The sequence below is a fragment of the Psychrobacillus sp. genome (genome assembly GCF_032154225.1).
Taxonomy (GTDB): domain Bacteria; phylum Bacillota; class Bacilli; order Bacillales_A; family Planococcaceae; genus Psychrobacillus.
Genome location: NZ_JALDYF010000004.1, coordinates 225,434 through 241,290, shown reverse-complemented (window position 1 = coordinate 241,290; position 15,857 = coordinate 225,434). Strand labels below are relative to the sequence as shown.

General features: G+C 34.8%; 14 protein-coding genes, 2 pseudogenes and 1 other annotated feature. Of the genes and pseudogenes, 11 read left to right on the top strand and 5 right to left on the bottom strand.

Annotated features, from left to right (window positions below; all coding sequences use genetic code 11):
- Positions 1 to 12 precede the first annotated feature (12 nt).
- From RUH95_RS08585 to wecB, 4 genes and pseudogenes are all read left to right on the top strand, one after another.
- Complete coding sequence (locus tag RUH95_RS08585; RefSeq protein WP_313892441.1) at positions 13 to 1,869, top strand: patatin-like phospholipase family protein; 1,857 nt, start codon at positions 13 to 15, stop codon at positions 1,867 to 1,869.
- An 18-nt stretch (positions 1,870 to 1,887) separates the two neighbouring features.
- Entirely contained in the window at positions 1,888 to 2,346 is a 459-nt protein-coding gene (locus RUH95_RS08580) for a hypothetical protein (RefSeq protein WP_313892440.1), read from the top strand.
- Positions 2,347 to 3,099: 753 nt separating this feature from the next.
- Complete coding sequence (locus RUH95_RS08575; protein WP_313892439.1) at positions 3,100 to 4,278, top strand: glycosyltransferase family 2 protein; 1,179 nt, start codon at positions 3,100 to 3,102, stop codon at positions 4,276 to 4,278.
- Positions 4,279 to 4,292: 14 nt separating this feature from the next.
- Positions 4,293 to 5,359, top strand: a pseudogene (wecB, locus tag RUH95_RS08570) (non-hydrolyzing UDP-N-acetylglucosamine 2-epimerase).
- 109 nt (positions 5,360 to 5,468) lie between these two features.
- Here wecB and RUH95_RS08565 read toward each other — a convergent pair.
- Both RUH95_RS08565 and RUH95_RS08560 read right to left on the bottom strand, forming a co-directional pair.
- On the bottom strand, positions 5,469 to 5,696 hold the full coding sequence (locus RUH95_RS08565; RefSeq protein WP_313892438.1) for a hypothetical protein: 228 nt from the start codon (positions 5,694 to 5,696) through the stop codon (positions 5,469 to 5,471).
- A gap of 12 nt (positions 5,697 to 5,708) precedes the next feature.
- Complete coding sequence (locus RUH95_RS08560) at positions 5,709 to 5,852, bottom strand: hypothetical protein (protein WP_313892437.1); 144 nt, start codon at positions 5,850 to 5,852, stop codon at positions 5,709 to 5,711.
- A 269-nt stretch (positions 5,853 to 6,121) separates the two neighbouring features.
- Here RUH95_RS08560 and RUH95_RS08555 point away from each other — a divergent pair, with 269 nt between their 5' ends.
- Complete coding sequence (locus RUH95_RS08555; protein WP_313892436.1) at positions 6,122 to 6,490, top strand: MarR family winged helix-turn-helix transcriptional regulator; 369 nt, start codon at positions 6,122 to 6,124, stop codon at positions 6,488 to 6,490.
- Between the two features lie 133 nt (positions 6,491 to 6,623).
- Here the strand turns inward: RUH95_RS08555 and RUH95_RS08550 are convergent, their stop codons facing one another.
- Positions 6,624 to 6,932 carry a winged helix-turn-helix transcriptional regulator gene (locus tag RUH95_RS08550; protein ID WP_313892435.1) on the bottom strand — a complete coding sequence of 103 codons (309 nt, stop codon included), beginning with the start codon at positions 6,930 to 6,932 and terminating at the stop codon, positions 6,624 to 6,626.
- A gap of 357 nt (positions 6,933 to 7,289) precedes the next feature.
- On the opposite strand from RUH95_RS08550, the pseudogene RUH95_RS08545 reads away from it, so the two are divergent.
- Together RUH95_RS08545 and RUH95_RS08540 are read left to right on the top strand one after the other, a co-directional pair.
- A pseudogene (locus RUH95_RS08545) lies at positions 7,290 to 8,045 on the top strand (SDR family NAD(P)-dependent oxidoreductase).
- 31 nt (positions 8,046 to 8,076) lie between these two features.
- Positions 8,077 to 9,339 carry an MFS transporter gene (locus RUH95_RS08540; RefSeq protein WP_313892434.1) on the top strand — a complete coding sequence of 421 codons (1,263 nt, stop codon included), beginning with the start codon at positions 8,077 to 8,079 and terminating at the stop codon, positions 9,337 to 9,339.
- Between the two features lie 65 nt (positions 9,340 to 9,404).
- On the opposite strand, the gene RUH95_RS08535 is transcribed toward RUH95_RS08540, so the two are convergent.
- Positions 9,405 to 9,785, bottom strand: coding sequence for a VOC family protein (locus tag RUH95_RS08535; RefSeq protein ID WP_313892433.1), 381 nt, complete (start codon positions 9,783 to 9,785; stop codon positions 9,405 to 9,407).
- Between the two features lie 136 nt (positions 9,786 to 9,921).
- Positions 9,922 to 10,165, top strand: a binding site (T-box leader).
- Between the two features lie 52 nt (positions 10,166 to 10,217).
- Here RUH95_RS08535 and ileS point away from each other — a divergent pair.
- On the top strand, positions 10,218 to 13,295 hold the full coding sequence (gene ileS / locus RUH95_RS08530; RefSeq protein ID WP_313892432.1) for an isoleucine--tRNA ligase: 3,078 nt from the start codon (positions 10,218 to 10,220) through the stop codon (positions 13,293 to 13,295).
- Positions 13,296 to 13,391: 96 nt separating this feature from the next.
- The gene (locus tag RUH95_RS08525) at positions 13,392 to 13,949 is read left to right on the top strand and encodes a GNAT family N-acetyltransferase (RefSeq protein ID WP_313892431.1); all 558 of its coding nucleotides are present in this window, start codon (positions 13,392 to 13,394) and stop codon (positions 13,947 to 13,949) included.
- Positions 13,950 to 14,041: 92 nt separating this feature from the next.
- Here the strand turns inward: RUH95_RS08525 and RUH95_RS08520 are convergent, their stop codons facing one another.
- Positions 14,042 to 14,746, bottom strand: coding sequence for a metallophosphoesterase family protein (locus RUH95_RS08520; RefSeq protein WP_313892430.1), 705 nt, complete (start codon positions 14,744 to 14,746; stop codon positions 14,042 to 14,044).
- Positions 14,747 to 14,931: 185 nt separating this feature from the next.
- Here RUH95_RS08520 and RUH95_RS08515 point away from each other — a divergent pair, with 185 nt between their 5' ends.
- Positions 14,932 to 15,372: a hypothetical protein gene (locus tag RUH95_RS08515; protein WP_313892429.1), complete on the top strand. Its 441-nt coding sequence runs from the start codon at positions 14,932 to 14,934 to the stop codon at positions 15,370 to 15,372.
- Positions 15,373 to 15,549: 177 nt separating this feature from the next.
- A complete protein-coding gene (locus tag RUH95_RS08510; RefSeq protein ID WP_313892428.1) occupies positions 15,550 to 15,765 on the top strand; it encodes a hypothetical protein in 216 nt (71 codons plus the stop codon).
- Positions 15,766 to 15,857 lie beyond the last annotated feature (92 nt).

Below are 15,857 nucleotides of genomic sequence, written 5' to 3'. Positions count from 1 at the left end.
GGAGGATTACCGTTGCTAAATAAAAAGCAAAAGTATCCAATTATTGATGAGCAAATTGAAGAAAAACTACGACAATCCAATCTCGATTTACAAGAACATAATTTTGCACCAGGGCAGCTTATTTTGAAAAAGGGGGAAGTTTCCGAACGTGTGCATATTATTGTTACAGGTGAAGTGCGAGTATTTATAGAGCAAGAGTGGAAAGTTCAATTAGCTTTGCTACAAAGAGGTCACTTTTTCGGGGAAATGTCTTGTTTAACAGGAGATCCTATAAGTGCAAATGTGGAAGCGGTTGATGAAGTTGGAACCGTAACGGTTTGTCGAGCAGGTATGATGTTATTAATGGATCAGAACCCTAATTTTCGAATGCAAATTCTTGAAGCGATGATTAAACGAATCCAAACTTCAAATGATCGAGTGCTGGAAGAACATACGAAAAGTGTGTTAATTATGAAAGAGCATGAACACGATGAACAAGAGCGACATGGTGAATTGATTGGTGAAAGTGCGGCGATGCAAAGACTACTTGTCGATATAGAGAAGCATTCAACTAAACAAGCTCATACAATTGTGCTAGGAGAACCAGGTACGGGGAAAATGAATGTCGCTAGAAAGCTTCATTATTTAACGACAAAAGGACATTATCCTATTTTAACGATTCACGCAAAGGATTTTGATCTACTTACATGGAATGCAAAAGTACATGCTGCAAAAGGCGGTACGATTGTAGTGGAAAATGCAGAGCAATTACCTATAAATATATTGACTGAACTAATAAAAACAAATGATCAAACAAGAGTTATATTATCAACTTCAAAAGATATTGAACTGGGAAATATACCTACAATTTTTATCGCACCACTGCGTGAAAGAGTGGATGATATTCCTTTGCTTGCTCACTTTTTTCTAGAGAAAGAAGGAGCAGAGAATGCAGAAATGGTCATTTCTCAAGATGCCCTACGACTACTTAGTTTGTTTCCGTTCTTAACAAATAATGTGGGAGAATTACGTGATACGGTAAAAGAAGCATTTGTACGTAGTGAAGGACGTACTATTTATAGCAATCATTTGCGTTTTGGAAGAACCCGTGAAGCAGGAGAACGACCAACTATAGGGCTTGCACTAGGAAGTGGTGCTGCAAGAGGGATGGCCCATCTTGGAGTGCTTCGTATACTTGAACAAGAAGGCATTCCAATTGATATGATTGCTGGCACGAGTGCAGGCTCTTTAGTAGGCGGGGCTTATGCTGCTGGAATGCCAATTGATGAGTGCGAGAAAGTTCTTTCAACTATACGTTGGGGGCGATTGGTAAGACCGACTTTTCCAATTCGCTCATTCGTACATAATAGCCCAATGATTGGTTTTATTGAACAGTATTTAGGAAAAAGGAATATTGAAGATCTTTCTATTCCTTTTGCTGCAGTTGCTTCAGATACGTCCACAGGAGATGCTCATATAATGAAAAGTGGCTCATTAGCTCACGCAATAAGTGCAAGTACAGCCATTCCTGCCATTATGCGCCCTGTAAGCTATGAAGGGAAAAATCTTATTGATGGAGCTGTCGTTCATCCAGTGCCAGCTGCACTTGTTAAAAGTATGGGGGCAGACATTGTCATCGCTGTAAATGTTTGTCCAGAATCGTTCGCAAAAGGAACAACGCGTCACTTTGTGGATTCTCTTATGAATACAATTGATATGATGAGTGCAAAAATGGTGAAGGAAGAGTTGCAGTTAGCCGATGTAGTACTAAAACCGGATCTTGGCTTCAATCAAATTAGCTTTAAAGACGCCAAGGTTTGTATTGCTGCAGGAGAAGTCGTAACGAGAGAAGCAATTAGACGAATTCATAGTAAAATTAGTCGATTATAATAAGGAGGAAACATATAGTTGAAAAAGATAGTGCTTTTATTTATAACGATGGTTGTCCTTATTGGGTGTAGTAATGAGGATAAAGTAAATTTCACGGTCATTTCCGAGTCCAATTTGGTTGAAAATAATGATGTGTCGATTAAAGAATTAGAATATGATGAAGCAATAATGGATAGCACTTTTTCTATATTTAATAAAGAAGAACTAAAAAACGGACTTTACATGTTTAATACGAGTGAAGATAGGAGTTATATACTGTTTCGCTCAGAAGGGGTTCATTACTCAAATATATCGTTTACTATTGAAGAGGACGTATTGAAAATCAAATACGATTCCGAAGAAGATGAAGGCTTAGGTATGAATACATTGTTTTTAGTCGAAAAGAACGATGAAAATGCTTATGATACGGTAGATCTACAAAACAACGGAAAACAAGACTTTTTTAATGTTGTTTTCGTTGGAAAAGCTAATAATTAATAATGTTAGAAATAGCAAAATCCCTCTTCCTTAACATGACGAAGAGGGATTTTGATTATCTCGGGCAATAATTGAACGTAGTGGAGGTTCAATCACGGCGAGCAATCGAATAGAAGGTGGAGCAATAATTACTATTGTGTTTCCGACTGAATGATAAATAGATAGTATAGAACCCTTTAAATCTATAAAATTGAAGGGTTTTTTTGTTTTTTTTCTTCATTATTCTTGTTAATACGCACTCTACAGGGGTATTAGCCGCTTCATATTCTTATTAGTTTCATAAAATACTTTATAAGCGGTCTTCTAAATAGAATTTTTTATACCGTTAAGTATCTATGAAAGGAGAAATGGAATGAAAGGAAAAAATGAGATTTGGCATAAGAGATTGCTTAGTAAATTCAGTCCCTCGCGGCGTAGCGAACTTGTGAAAGAGAAGGTAGGAATTGTACTCCCTATATATAACCAAGAAAGAACATATTTATTTTAATGTTTACAGGCATTAGAAAATCAAACGTATCGTAATTTTGAACTAGTAATTGTCATTGATGGAGCAAATAAGGAAACAGTAAATGCTACCTACGAAGCTGCTGAAATATTAACATGTCCGTATAAAATTATTAATCGAAAAAAAATAAAGGAATTGCCCATTCGTTAAATGAGGGATTTGAGCAACTACTTGATTGTCCATATTTAACTTGGGTATCCAGCGACAATAGGCAAAAACCTAAGTTTCTTGAAAAATTAGTAGAGTCCATGAATAATGCTAGCTTTGGAACAGTGTTAGTATATTCCATGTATCAGCCAATCGATAGTAAAGGAGCAACAGACTCATTTGGAGAATCTTGGTATGATGCGATGTTTGAAATGATGGATAGACCCAAAGAAGAAATTATGTTGACTTGTTTTATTGGAGCTTCTTTTCTTTTTACAAGAGAAGCGTATGAAAAAGCAGGAGGATACGACCCAAGATATGGACTAGTTCAGGATTATGAATTTTGGATAAAATTAATGCAGGTTGGTGAGTTTCTCTTTATCCATGAGACATTAATGGAATATCGATTAAATGGAAAATACTCTTTGACAACGATAACCCCTTTAGAAGAAATTTTTATTGAAAGTATGACTGCAAGTCTGGAACATCGACAAAAAAATGGAGATATACCAAAAGTAACGGTTATAATTACAGCACATAACCATGAAAAATATATTATTGAGTGTATTCAAAGTGTATTAAATCAAACATATTCTAATTTCCATATTGTAGTGTTAGACGTAGGGTCAACCGATCAAACTTTGAAAAAAATTTATTCGGTACATGATACTCGCTTAATTCCTATTCATTTAAATAAAAAGCATAAAGCAGCAGCGTTAAATATTGGCTTAAATTATGTATTAGGTGACTACGTACTTGAACTCGATGGTGATGACTGGCTAGACCCTACAGCGCTTAATACTATGTTAGTACAGATGGATTCTCTTCCACAAAATGTTGGAATGGTGTTTGCAAATCGAAAAATCTGGTTTGAAAAGAATGGTCTATTGACGGAAGGCCCAGTATATAGAGGAATTCCTAGTTCAAACAAATATGAAGTGTTGGAAAATTTCCAAACACATTGTCCGCGTATGTACCGTCGATCTGCTCTTGAAAAGTTAAATGGTTGGATGACAAGTCTAAACGGTGAGCCCCTACTAGCAGATGATTTTATGATGTTTTTACGAATTGTTGAACAGTTTGATATTCACTGGATAGACGAACCGCTCTACCATCAGCGCAGGCATAATCATGATATAACGATTTTACAAAAAGAATTATTAAACCGCCAGTTTCGAATGGTTGTTGATGAAATGCTAAATCGTTGGGGAAATGAATATGTACCAGAATTTGAAGAAGTTGACGGAAGCATAATAAAACTTACGTTAAAACAGCCGTAATACTACATCTAACAATGAACAGGGGGTGGTATTTTATGAAGATCATGATTATTTTTGGAACGCGTCCGGAAGGAATTAAAATCGCACCATTAATACAAGGTATCCTATCAACAGAGGAGTTTGAAAGCGTACTAGTGAACACAGGACAACATCTTGAGCTGTTAGACCAAGTGTTAACATTATTTTCTTTGCATCCAAAATATGATCTAAAACTGATGAAACCTGAACAAAAAATTGAAGAAATAACAACCAAAATGATTATAAAAATTGGTGAAGTACTTGAAATGGAAGAACCCGAAATTGTTCTCGTACATGGTGATACTGCCACTGCATTTGCAGGAGCTTACGCAGCATATTTGAGGCAAATTCCAATTGGTCATGTTGAAGCTGGCTTACGTACATTTCAAATGTATTCTCCATTTCCAGAAGAAATGCATCGAAAGTTAGTAACAAATTTAAGCACGTATCATTTTGCACCAACCGAAACAAATAAGGAGAACTTAATTGCTGAAGAGTTTCAGAAGAAAAAATTGTAGTGGTAGGTAATACTGTCATAGATGCACTTTTAGACATTACAAGCAGACCATATACTTTTCCAGCACATTTGCAAAAAATACTGGATAGAAAATCACGAATTATTCTAGTAACAACGCATCGACGTGAGAATTTTAATAGTTTAAAAGGAATTTATGCTGCACTAAAACGACTGCTGGATGATTACGAGGATATTGAAATAATCTTTCCTGTTCATCCAAACCCAAATGTATTGAAACAAGTATATGAACATTTAGCAGCTAGTGATAATAGCTCCAGAATTCATCTAATCGATCCACTTGACTACGAATACTTTTCACATCTGATGAAACAATCTTATATGATTATTACTGATTCCGGGGGAATCCAAGAGGAGGCTCCTGCACTAAATATTCCTGTTCTTGTTGTGAGAGACAGTACAGAACGACTTGAAGGAGTACAAGCTGGAACCCTTCGACTCGTAGGGACGAATGAGAAAAAATTTTTAAAATGGCTAGTACTTTATTGTATGACTCCACGGAATATGCAAAAATTGCACAAGCTATAAATCCTTATGGAGATGGAACTGCTTCTAAACAAATTGTGGATTTTTTAAAGCAAATAACTTTATAGAAAAAAGGCAAGGAATATTAATTCCTTGCCTTCATGATTTCAACTTATTTAACTACTAAAACCTGGCGATAATCTTTCAAGTGAGACACAAGTAAATATATGTTTAATACTATTATGATCAAAGCTCCAGCAACAGTCGTTATATCTAAAAAGATATGGAAAAAGAACATATTAATAGATACAGGGATGAACACAATTAGTGCTAGAGGAACAAATTTATTTGATAATAAAGCTAGTCCACATGCAATTTTCACAACAGATAAAAAACGCATAAAATATCCATTTTAGGTAAATGATTGCATAAAATCATTAACAGATTTAGTTGCAAACTCTGGTATTGGCATTAAGTTGAACAATACACCTGCTCCAGAAGCAACGATGATGGATCCTAATATTATTCTTGCGATATGATAGATTTTTTTATTCATTTGATATACATCCTATTCTTATTTTTTCTATTTTTAATAAAGTCGTACTAAATATGATAACTGGATTTGAGATACTACGGGGTGTTTCTTTTCTATTCCTCTATTCAATTAATTGTTTTAACAACTAAAATGTCGTATATTTTAAATGGAAAATTATTAATAAAAATAACATTAGTTGTCAACCTGACTAATGTTGTTTTATTTGCTTAGATTATGCAAGTAAAATGTTTTAAAATTTACATAATAGAATGAGAAGTAGGAGAATTTAAATGAGTGCTATAAACAAAGAGTCTATTGGTAGGTGGATTTCATTATTACATCGCTATGGAAATGTTTATATGAATGACAGATTAAAAGAGTTCGATTTAGGAGCTGGTCAATATCAATTTCTTGCAGTTTTATATCAGAATGAGAGAATCTCTCAAGATGAAATAGCTTATTTATTGAAAATGGACAAAGGTACAGCTGCTAGAGCAATAGCAAAATTAGAAATGGAAGGGTACGTAGAAAGAAAAGTATTCGTTGTCGATAAAAGGATTAAAAAATTATATTTGACTGAAAAAGCTCATACTTTTGAACCGAAGTTAACTTCTATATTGCAAGAATGGAAAACAATTCTTGCGAAGGGATTATCATAGGATGAGCAGATTTATGCGTTAAAACTGCTCAATAGTATGTCAAAAAACGCGGAAGATTACTTAAATAGTATGAAATAATTAGGTCGTAATGGAATTCTGTTTTCTAACAAAAGAATTCCATTGCGATCTTTATTTACATCCATTTTTCTGCCCAAGTTTCCACGGTTTGAAGGGCAAGGCCTAAGTCATGACCTTTTCTAGTTAAAGAATATTCTGTACGCACAGGACGATCTGTAATAACATTTCGTAATACGATTCCGCATTCTTCCAACTCTTTCATCCTCTCCGTTAGCATGCGCTTACTTAACTCTGGAATAAAAGTATTAATTTCACTAAATCTTTTTGGTTCTTCCATTAAAGCATGAATGATTAGACACATCCACTTCTTCCCTATGATTTGATAAGCTCCTTCTACTTTATTGCATACTTTTAGTTCATTCATATATAATCTCTCCTTATTAAAGTACTTATAGTAACTGAGTAATTATTAGTTAATATTATATTATCATAAAATTCTATCTATATAAAGCTCAATACATTTGACTAATCAATTGAGTACATATTATTAACACATAAAAAATGCTGAGTTAGTACGGTTACATAAAGTAATTTGTGATTTAAAAGTTACCTGAATTTAATAATTTTAACGAGGCGAGATGATAAAATCGATTTCGTAGTTACTTTGAAGTTGGAAGGATATTTTATAGGCTCAAGGAGAAAGTTATATGTACAGGGAGTAACTCTATAACTTGATAAGGGTTTTAGATGAAAATAAATGTATATACGAGGAGAAAAAATGATGAAAAAACTTGAAGGCAAAATAGCTATTATTACAGGTGGAGCAGGTGGTATTGGTAAAGGTATGGCAACTGCTTTTGTAAAAGAAGGAGCAAAAGTAGTAATTGTTGATTTAAACGAAGAAGATGGTAACCAAACTATTAAAGAATTGCAACAATATCAATCAGAGTCCATTTTTGTACAAGCTAATTTAGCAGAGCACGATAAATTAGCGGATATCGTTAAAAATGTTGCTGAAAGATTTGGGAAGCTCGACATTTTAGTGAATAATGCGCATGCTTCGAGGAATATGCCGTTTGATAAAACAACTCAAGCAGACTTTGATATATCTTTTAATACAGGATTCTATCCAACGTTCTATTTTATGCAAGCAGCTTTACCATACTTAAAAGAAACACAAGGGAAAATTATTAACTTTGCATCTGGTGCAGGTATTAACGGTGATGCAAACCAAGCTTCTTATGCAGCGGCAAAGGAAGCAATTCGCGCAATTACTCGAGTAGCAGCTAACGAATTCGGTCCATTTGGAATTAATGTAAACTTAATCGCACCGATTGCTAAATCTCCAGGCTTATAACAATGGGCGGAAGAACATCCAGAATACTATCAAGGGATGCTTTCGAAAATACCTTTAAGAAGACTTGGTGAGTTAGAAGAAGATATTGGTCGTACAGCGGTATTCTTAGCAAGCGCAGATTCAGATTATATTACTGGACAAACAATAATGGTAGATGGCGGTTCAATTAAATTACGTTAATTAGATAAAATAGGGGAAAGAGGATTGTAATATGGCTACGAAAAAGAAAAAAATCCACTACGCATGGTGGTTGCTAGTAGGTCTAGCATTAATGGTAGGTCTAGCAAAAGGCGGAATTATGACAGCGGGTGGATTATTTTTAACACCTGTTACAAAAGATCTTGGAATTGGAATGGGAAGTTTAACGTTATATTTTAGTATTTCATCTATCGTTACAATGATTTTCTTACCGATTGCAGGTAAAATCATGGCGAAGTATGATATTCGATTTATTTTAGTAACAGCAATTATTTTACAAGCAGGATCTTTTGCCATGTTCGGATTGATGAACTCGGTATGGGGTTGGTATTTATTCTGTATTCCAATGTCAATTGGTTCCATTTTCGTGACACAAATTGCTGGTCCAGTATTAATCAATAATTGGTTCAAAAAACACAGCGGTTTAGCAATGGGTATTATGGTTGCCTCTGGTGGTATTTTCGGAGCAATTCTACAACCAATGGCTGGAAACTTAATCGCAAGTGATGGCTGGAGATTTACGTATATTGCTTTAGGAGTACTTGTTATGGCAATCGTTATACCAGTTGTTTTATTAACAATTCGCATGTCTCCACAACAAAAAGGTTTACAACCATTAGGTGCGGACGAAGTGAAAGAAGATCAAACTACTGCACAACCAGCAGCTGCTAATGGTGTATCTATGGCAGCTGCGAAAAAATCAAGTGCATTTTATGCATTATTAATGTTCTTCTTCTTTATTACAGCAATTAGTAGCTTTGGGCAACATGTTGCGCCGTTTGCAATGGGCCTAGGGTATGATGTTCAATTCGCTGGTAGTGCAATGGGTGGTTGGCAAGTTGGTGTGTTAATCGGGGCACTTACATTTGGTGTGTTAAGTGATAAAATTGGTGCGAAAAACACAGCGATTTTCGCTATGTTAGTAGGATTAATTCCGATTGGAATTTTATTGACAGTTCCGAAAAATCCATTCATGTTTAACTTAGCGATTGGTATTTACGGATTTATCGTAGCTTCTTTAGGGACATTAGTACCATTATTAACATCGTCTCTTTTTGGAAACAAAGACTACGCACAAATTTATGCTACAGCTGCACTTGGTTTAGCAGTTGCGGGTATCGTGGCATTACCAGGATACGGATATGTGTTCCAATTAACAGGAAGTTATACTTCTGTTCTATATACAATTGCGGTGATGTTAGTAATCAACGTATTATTAGTATTCATGGCATTCAGAGGGAAAAAGAAATTAGAACAATCTGGAGTTTGGAATTAAAAACAACAAAAATCCTTCGACAAATAATTTGTAGAAGGATTTTTTTGCTGTTGTAGATAGAACGTTTACTTTTTTTCCATAATGGCAAAGTAGTTCCCTTCATTGTCAGCAAAGTTAAACACTCTGCCTGAAGGCATTGTTACTAATTCACCAACAGTAACATCTTGCTCTTTAAAATCGGCATAAAGTTTATCTAGGTTATCTGAGAAAAACATTAAAGATGGTGTGCTCAAATTTAACTCGGGCTGCATTTGAGCGATTAGCTCCTTATTATGGAGAACGATACTCGTTGCTGCTTCTTTTGTTGGAGCGATTTCAAACCATTTAAATCCTTGTCCATTATCTTCTTCAGATAGTACACAAAATCCTGCTTTTTCTGTCCAAAATTTCACGGACTCGTCTTGATTATTTACATATAGCATTATTTGTCCAAGTTTGTTAATCATTTGTTTTCCTCATTTCAGTTAATTTCGTTATTTCATGATTATAGCAGAGAAGAGCAGAGGGAGGAATTTTAAAGTGGAAATATTTTTATTTGACAACATCATCCCTTCATGTTAAATTTATCGACAATAAAACCATACAAATTCGTTGATGAGAAAAAGTAATTATTGAAACTGTTCCAAAGAGAGCCGGTAAAATGCTGAAAGCCGGTGTTCAGTTCATGTATGAAAATCCTCTCTGAGAAGTCGAGCTGAAATTTAGTAAGTGAGACCGGGTGTCTACCGTTAAAAAGAACGCGTATGATAGTACGTGGCTAAGTGTTATTGAAAATGAACGTTTTCGATAAAATTAGGGTGGTATCACGGTTAAACCCGTCCCTTTACTGGGACGGGTTTTTTGTATGCTTTTATGGAAATAACAAGGAGTGATATCGAATGGAAAAAGAATCTGTACTGCAAAGAGAAGAGCGCATAAGAAGTTATTGGACGGCAGAACAAGTGTTCAAAAAGTCAATTGATGAGAGAGAAAACGATCCTTCCTTCGTATTTTATGAAGGGCCGCCTACGGCCAACGGTCTGCCACATGTGGGGCACGCTTTAGGTCGGACGATAAAAGACGTAGTGGCAAGGTATAAAACAATGACGGGTCACCAAGTTATTCGAAAAGCAGGCTGGGATACGCACGGATTACCTGTTGAACTTGGAGTAGAAAAACAATTAGGTATTTCAGGTAAAAGTGAAATTGAAAAATACGGTGTAGAAGCATTTATTGATAAATGTAAAGAAAGTGTTTTTGTTTATGAAAAACAGTGGCGTGAGTTTACAGAACAACTCGGATATTGGGTTGAAATGGATGACCCTTATTTAACTTTAAGCAATACGTATATTGAAAGTGAATGGAATATACTTGGTACGATTCATGAGAAAGGACTGCTCCAAAAGGGACATCGTGTATCCCCATATTGTCCGAGTTGCCAAACATCTCTTAGCTCCCATGAAGTATCCCAGGGTTACAAAATGGTAAAAGATTTATCTGCTACAGCAAAATTTAAGCTGAAAGATCGGGACAATGAATACTTTTTAGGATGGACGACAACTCCATGGACATTGCCAGCAAATGTTGCGTTAGCGATGAATTCATCGATGAAATATGTACGTGCAAAACAAGGAAATGATATTTTGATTGTGGCGGAAGCGTTAGTAGAGAAAGTACTAAAAAATGACTATGAAGTGCTTTCCGTCCATTTAGGATCAGATTTTAAAGATATTGCTTACAATCCATTGTTTGATTTTGTCGATGTGGAAGTTGGTCATAAAGTCGTAATGGCAAACTTTGTATCTGCTGAGAGTGGTACAGGAATTGTTCATATTGCGCCAGCGTATGGGGAAGATGATTACCGAGTTGTACAAGAAAATGGTCTTTCATTCATCAATGTTGTAGATGAAAAAGGTAGATATACCTCGGATGTTACGGGCTTTGAAGGTAGATTTGTGAAAGATTGTGATGTAGATATTGTGCGTAATCTTGCAGAACGAGGACTGTTATTTAATAAAGAAAAATATGAACATAGTTATCCTCATTGCTGGCGTTGTGATTCTCCTTTACTTTATTATGCAAGTGAAAGTTGGTTCATTAAAACAACTGCCTTAAAAGACCAATTTATTCAAAATAATAATACGGTAACTTGGCACCCTGAGCATATTAAGCATGGGAGATTCGGAAACTTTTTAGAGCAAATGGTGGACTGGAATATTAGTCGAAAACGCTATTGGGGGACGCCTTTAAATGTTTGGCAATGTGAAGAATGCGATCATGAATATGCGCCAAAAAGTATAGAGGACTTAAAAACAAATTCCATTCATTCTTTAGAAAATGTGGAGTTGCATAAGCCTTATGTTGATACGATTAAGCTTCGTTGTTCTCAGTGTGAAGGGACAATGGTTAGAACCCCTGAAGTAATCGATGTTTGGTTTGATAGTGGATCGATGCCATTTGCACAATATCACTATCCTTTCGAGAATAAAGAGCTTTTTGTTAAACAGTTTCCCGCGGATGTCGTTATAGAAGGAATAGATCAAACACGAGGATGGTTTTATAGTTTACTTGCTGTTTCTACCTTATTTACAGGTCAAGCACCGTATAAGCGGGTGTTGTCTTTAGGACATATATTAGATGAAAATGGACAAAAAATGTCTAAAAGTAAAGGAAATGCACTTGATCCAGTAGAGTTAATCGAAAAATTCGGTGCTGATTCTTTACGTTGGGCTTTATTGGTGGATAGTGCGCCTTGGAATCCAAAACGTTTTTCCGAACGAATTGTTCAGGAGGCAAAATCTAAATTAGTCGATACATTGGATAATGTGCATAGTTTTTATACGTTGTATGCTGATTTAGATAACTACAATCCAAAAGTTAAGTATGAGACAAATAATAATAATTTGGATGATTGGATTTTATCTCGTTTGCATAGCACGATAAAAATCGTTCGAGTTAATTTGGATGATTACCACTTTACAAATGCTGCTAGAGAAATCGCAAAATTATTAGAGCAAGTGAGCAATTGGTATGTAAGAAGATCTAGAGAGCGTTTTTGGTCAAGTGAGATGAATCCTGAAAAAGCTGCTGCGTACGATACTCTTTATGAAGTATTAACAACAATTAGTCAGCTACTCGCTCCTTTAACGCCATTCATCGCGGAAGATGTATTTATGCGTTTAACGGGAGAGAGTGTTCATTTATCAAACTATCCAGAACATGATGAAAAACTAATTAATGAACTGCTTGAAAAAGAAATGGATGCAGTGCTTCAGGTTGTAGAGCTAGGTAGAAGTGTACGAAATACAGCGTCATTGAAAGTAAAACAGCCATTAGCAACTCTTTCACTTATGAGTCTAAATAATGAAGTAAATTGGACTTTATACGAAAGTATTGTGAAGGAAGAATTGAATGTGAAGCAATTTGAGTTGATGGAAAATGAAGGGGAATTTGTTTTTACAAAGGTGAAGCTCGATTTTAAAAAGTCTGGTGCGAAATTTGGTAAACAATCGAATGCAGTAAATACATGGCTTCAGTCTTTAGAAGAGAGACATGTTAGCGAATTTATGCAGGCTGGTTTCCTAGAAGAAACTTTTGATGAGAAAGTGAAAGTACTGCTAGAAGATGTACTAATCGAAAAAGTAGCTAAGGAAGGGTATGCTTCTGCGACAAATGGAGTATATACAGTAACGTTAAATATTACTTTGACAGATGAACTCATTCAAGAAGGCATGGCCCGTGAAATGATCCGTGCTGTACAGGAATATAGAAAAAAATTAAATCTTCCAATCGATAGTCGTGTTGATATTGTCGTAAATACGGATAAAGAGTTTCAAGAGGTTTTAAACAAGCATGAACAAATGTTGCAGCAAAACCTACTAATGCGTAATCTAACAATTTCTGAGCAAGAGATTGAAGGAAATGAAATTATCATTGCTAATCATTCGTTGCTAATAGAAATAACAGAGGTAAACTAAGGCTGACATAATTTAAAATCGGGTATTAATACTATTTTTAATACCCGATTTTATAAAAGCATCTGAAATAATTATTGTCTAATAGGAGGTTTTGAAGTGTTTTCATTTAAAGTAAATAATCAAATAGAAATTGAATTATTACAACAGCAACACAAAGATGAATTATACAATCTTGTAGACACTAATAGAGAATATTTACGAAAATGGCTACTTTGGGTTGATAAAAGAAAATCAGCAGAGGATTTTGCGCCGATTATCCCAATTTGGATAAATAATTACGCAAATAATAATGGATTTGATGCTGGAATTAGATATAACGGTAATCTAGTAGGAATGATTGGGCTCCATTTTATTGATTGGAAAAATAAATCAACAAGTATCGGTTATTTTTTGTCCGAAGAAGCACAAGGAAAGGGCATTATAACTAGTAGCGTACAGGTTGTAATAGACTATCTTTTTGAAGAGATGGATTTACATAGAATTGAAATTCAAGTTGCAGCTAATAACTTAAAAAGCTCTGCTATTCCTAGGAGATTAGGGTTTGTTCAAGAAGGGATTAAACGAGATGGACAATGGCTGTATGACCATTATGAAGATTTATTAACATTTAGCCTTTTAAAAAGTGATTGGAAAAAAAGAAATAGTACAAAGTGATAACAATCAGTTCATAACGAAAGAATCCAATTTCCATAAATTCAAATTGGATTCTTTTGGTTGATCGAATACTACAGTTTATTTTGATACGATTACTTTACAGAAAATACTTTTTGGCTCGGTAACTCTAAACAGTTTAGTTGCCCACCATATACAGCCCCACCGTCAATACCAATGATTCGATTGCTTCCGAAATATACATTGTTATTTTCCGTGTCGTTATGAAGCGAATTTGTTTCCGTATGGCCAAATATAACCGTTTTCTCACCCGTATATCCTTTGTGAAACACATCTCGAATCCATATGAGTAAGTGAGGATCAGTTTCCGAAATAGGTGTTGTTGGCTCTACGCCCGCATGGACAAAAATATATTCGGGTGTTTCTATGTAAAGTTCTAAACTTTGTATAAATTCTAAGTGTTTTTGAAGTATGTCTGATTGCAGTACTGGTTTTTTAAAGTCTTCTTCATTAACAGCAATATTCTCCTCTGAAAAACCATAACTATATAATGTAGCATCTCCTCCACATAGCATCACCCAGTGATTCCAAGCTCTTTCTACATCGGTAGTTAATGCCTTTATCATTAGGTCCTCATGATTACCCTTCAGTACGCGTGCTCCGTTTTCTTTGAGTTTTATCACTTTTTCTAGGACTTCTTTTGCATTAGGTCCACGGTCTACATAATCACCAAGTAGTATTAATTGATCTTCTTCATGGTTGTATTCCATTTTTTTAAGTAACTGTTCAAATTTTTGTAGTTCTCCGTGAATATCGCTTATTACAAGAGTTCTTTTCAATTTTTTCGCTTCTTTCTAATTGTCTATGGATATTTCTATCTTAACGATAAACGGTTTAATTGGAAAGGGAAGATTTTGATTAACGTAAAATATTCGAAACGTATGTTCTTGTATTGTGTAATAGTTGTAATAGTTGTAATAGTTGTAATAGTGTGAAAACAATAAGCTGGGTCTGAAAATGAAAGATGACAATTGCATTTGTACTTGAAAGACCGATGAAATACCGTGCGAATATAATAGATCAAGATGACTTATGGAAGAGAGTTATTGCGGATCAAATAGTGAAGATGCATTTGAAAGATGGGAAAGAGAAATGGATTTTGATCCATATTGAAGTACAAGGCGCCGCGGATGATGAGTTTTCCAAGAGAATGTTCCCATACTTCTATCGTATTTTCGATAAATATGATAAAGAAATTGTAGCATTTGCGATAATAACCGATTCACAGAAAAGTAATGAATCTAGTGCATTTAATTATTCTTATTTTGGTACAAAATTAAATTATGCGTATAATTCATATCGAATCGCTAATCAGAATATAGAGGTATTAAAACATTCTAAGCGCATCTTTAGTAAGGTGATACTTGCTGCGCAGTATATGAATGAAACAAAAGGAAATGTTTAAAAGCGTTATGCTTTTAAAATGACTTTAATGCAGGAAATCCTTGAAAATACGGATTATCCGAAAACATCTATTTCCTCTGTGTTTTACTTTATTGATTATTTGTTGCATTTACCAGAAGATTTAACGAAACGTTTATATAGCAATATTAGTCCGATATTGCAGAAGGAGGCTAGTAGTATGTTATTTTCAGAAAAATATGGTGAATCCCCAACTCTTGCGGAAGCTTTTGCCTTTGAACGAAAAGAAGCGGAAGAGAAAGGGAAGTTAGAAGGAAAACTAGAAGCACTCAGAAGTCTTGCAAAAACTCTAATAAATAAAAATTACTCTGATGAAAAAATTATGGAACTGACTAATTTAAGTGTAGAAGAAGTGGGAGCATTAAGAAACAAATAATCGCAAAATCATTTTAATCAAAAAATTATTTGACAATTGAAAGTATTCCTACTAAGATAAAAAGTAACTTTTATGTTCGGATACGGGTAGAA

Excerpts from the sequence above, each read along its gene's own strand:
- RUH95_RS08575 (WP_313892439.1), top strand. The coding sequence starts at position 3,100 with ATGAATAATGCTAGCTTTGGAACAGTGTTAGTATATTCCATGTATCAG.
- RUH95_RS08565 (WP_313892438.1), bottom strand. The coding sequence starts at position 5,696 with ATGCGTTTTTTATCTGTTGTGAAAATTGCATGTGGACTAGCTTTATTA.
- RUH95_RS08560 (WP_313892437.1), bottom strand. The coding sequence starts at position 5,852 with ATGAATAAAAAAATCTATCATATCGCAAGAATAATATTAGGATCCATC.
- RUH95_RS08555 (WP_313892436.1), top strand. The coding sequence starts at position 6,122 with ATGAGTGCTATAAACAAAGAGTCTATTGGTAGGTGGATTTCATTATTA.
- RUH95_RS08550 (WP_313892435.1), bottom strand. The coding sequence starts at position 6,932 with ATGAATGAACTAAAAGTATGCAATAAAGTAGAAGGAGCTTATCAAATC.
- RUH95_RS08540 (WP_313892434.1), top strand. The coding sequence starts at position 8,077 with ATGGCTACGAAAAAGAAAAAAATCCACTACGCATGGTGGTTGCTAGTA.
- RUH95_RS08535 (WP_313892433.1), bottom strand. The coding sequence starts at position 9,785 with ATGATTAACAAACTTGGACAAATAATGCTATATGTAAATAATCAAGAC.
- ileS (WP_313892432.1), top strand. The coding sequence starts at position 10,218 with ATGGAAAAAGAATCTGTACTGCAAAGAGAAGAGCGCATAAGAAGTTAT.
- RUH95_RS08515 (WP_313892429.1), top strand. The coding sequence starts at position 14,932 with ATGACAATTGCATTTGTACTTGAAAGACCGATGAAATACCGTGCGAAT.
- RUH95_RS08510 (WP_313892428.1), top strand. The coding sequence starts at position 15,550 with ATGTTATTTTCAGAAAAATATGGTGAATCCCCAACTCTTGCGGAAGCT.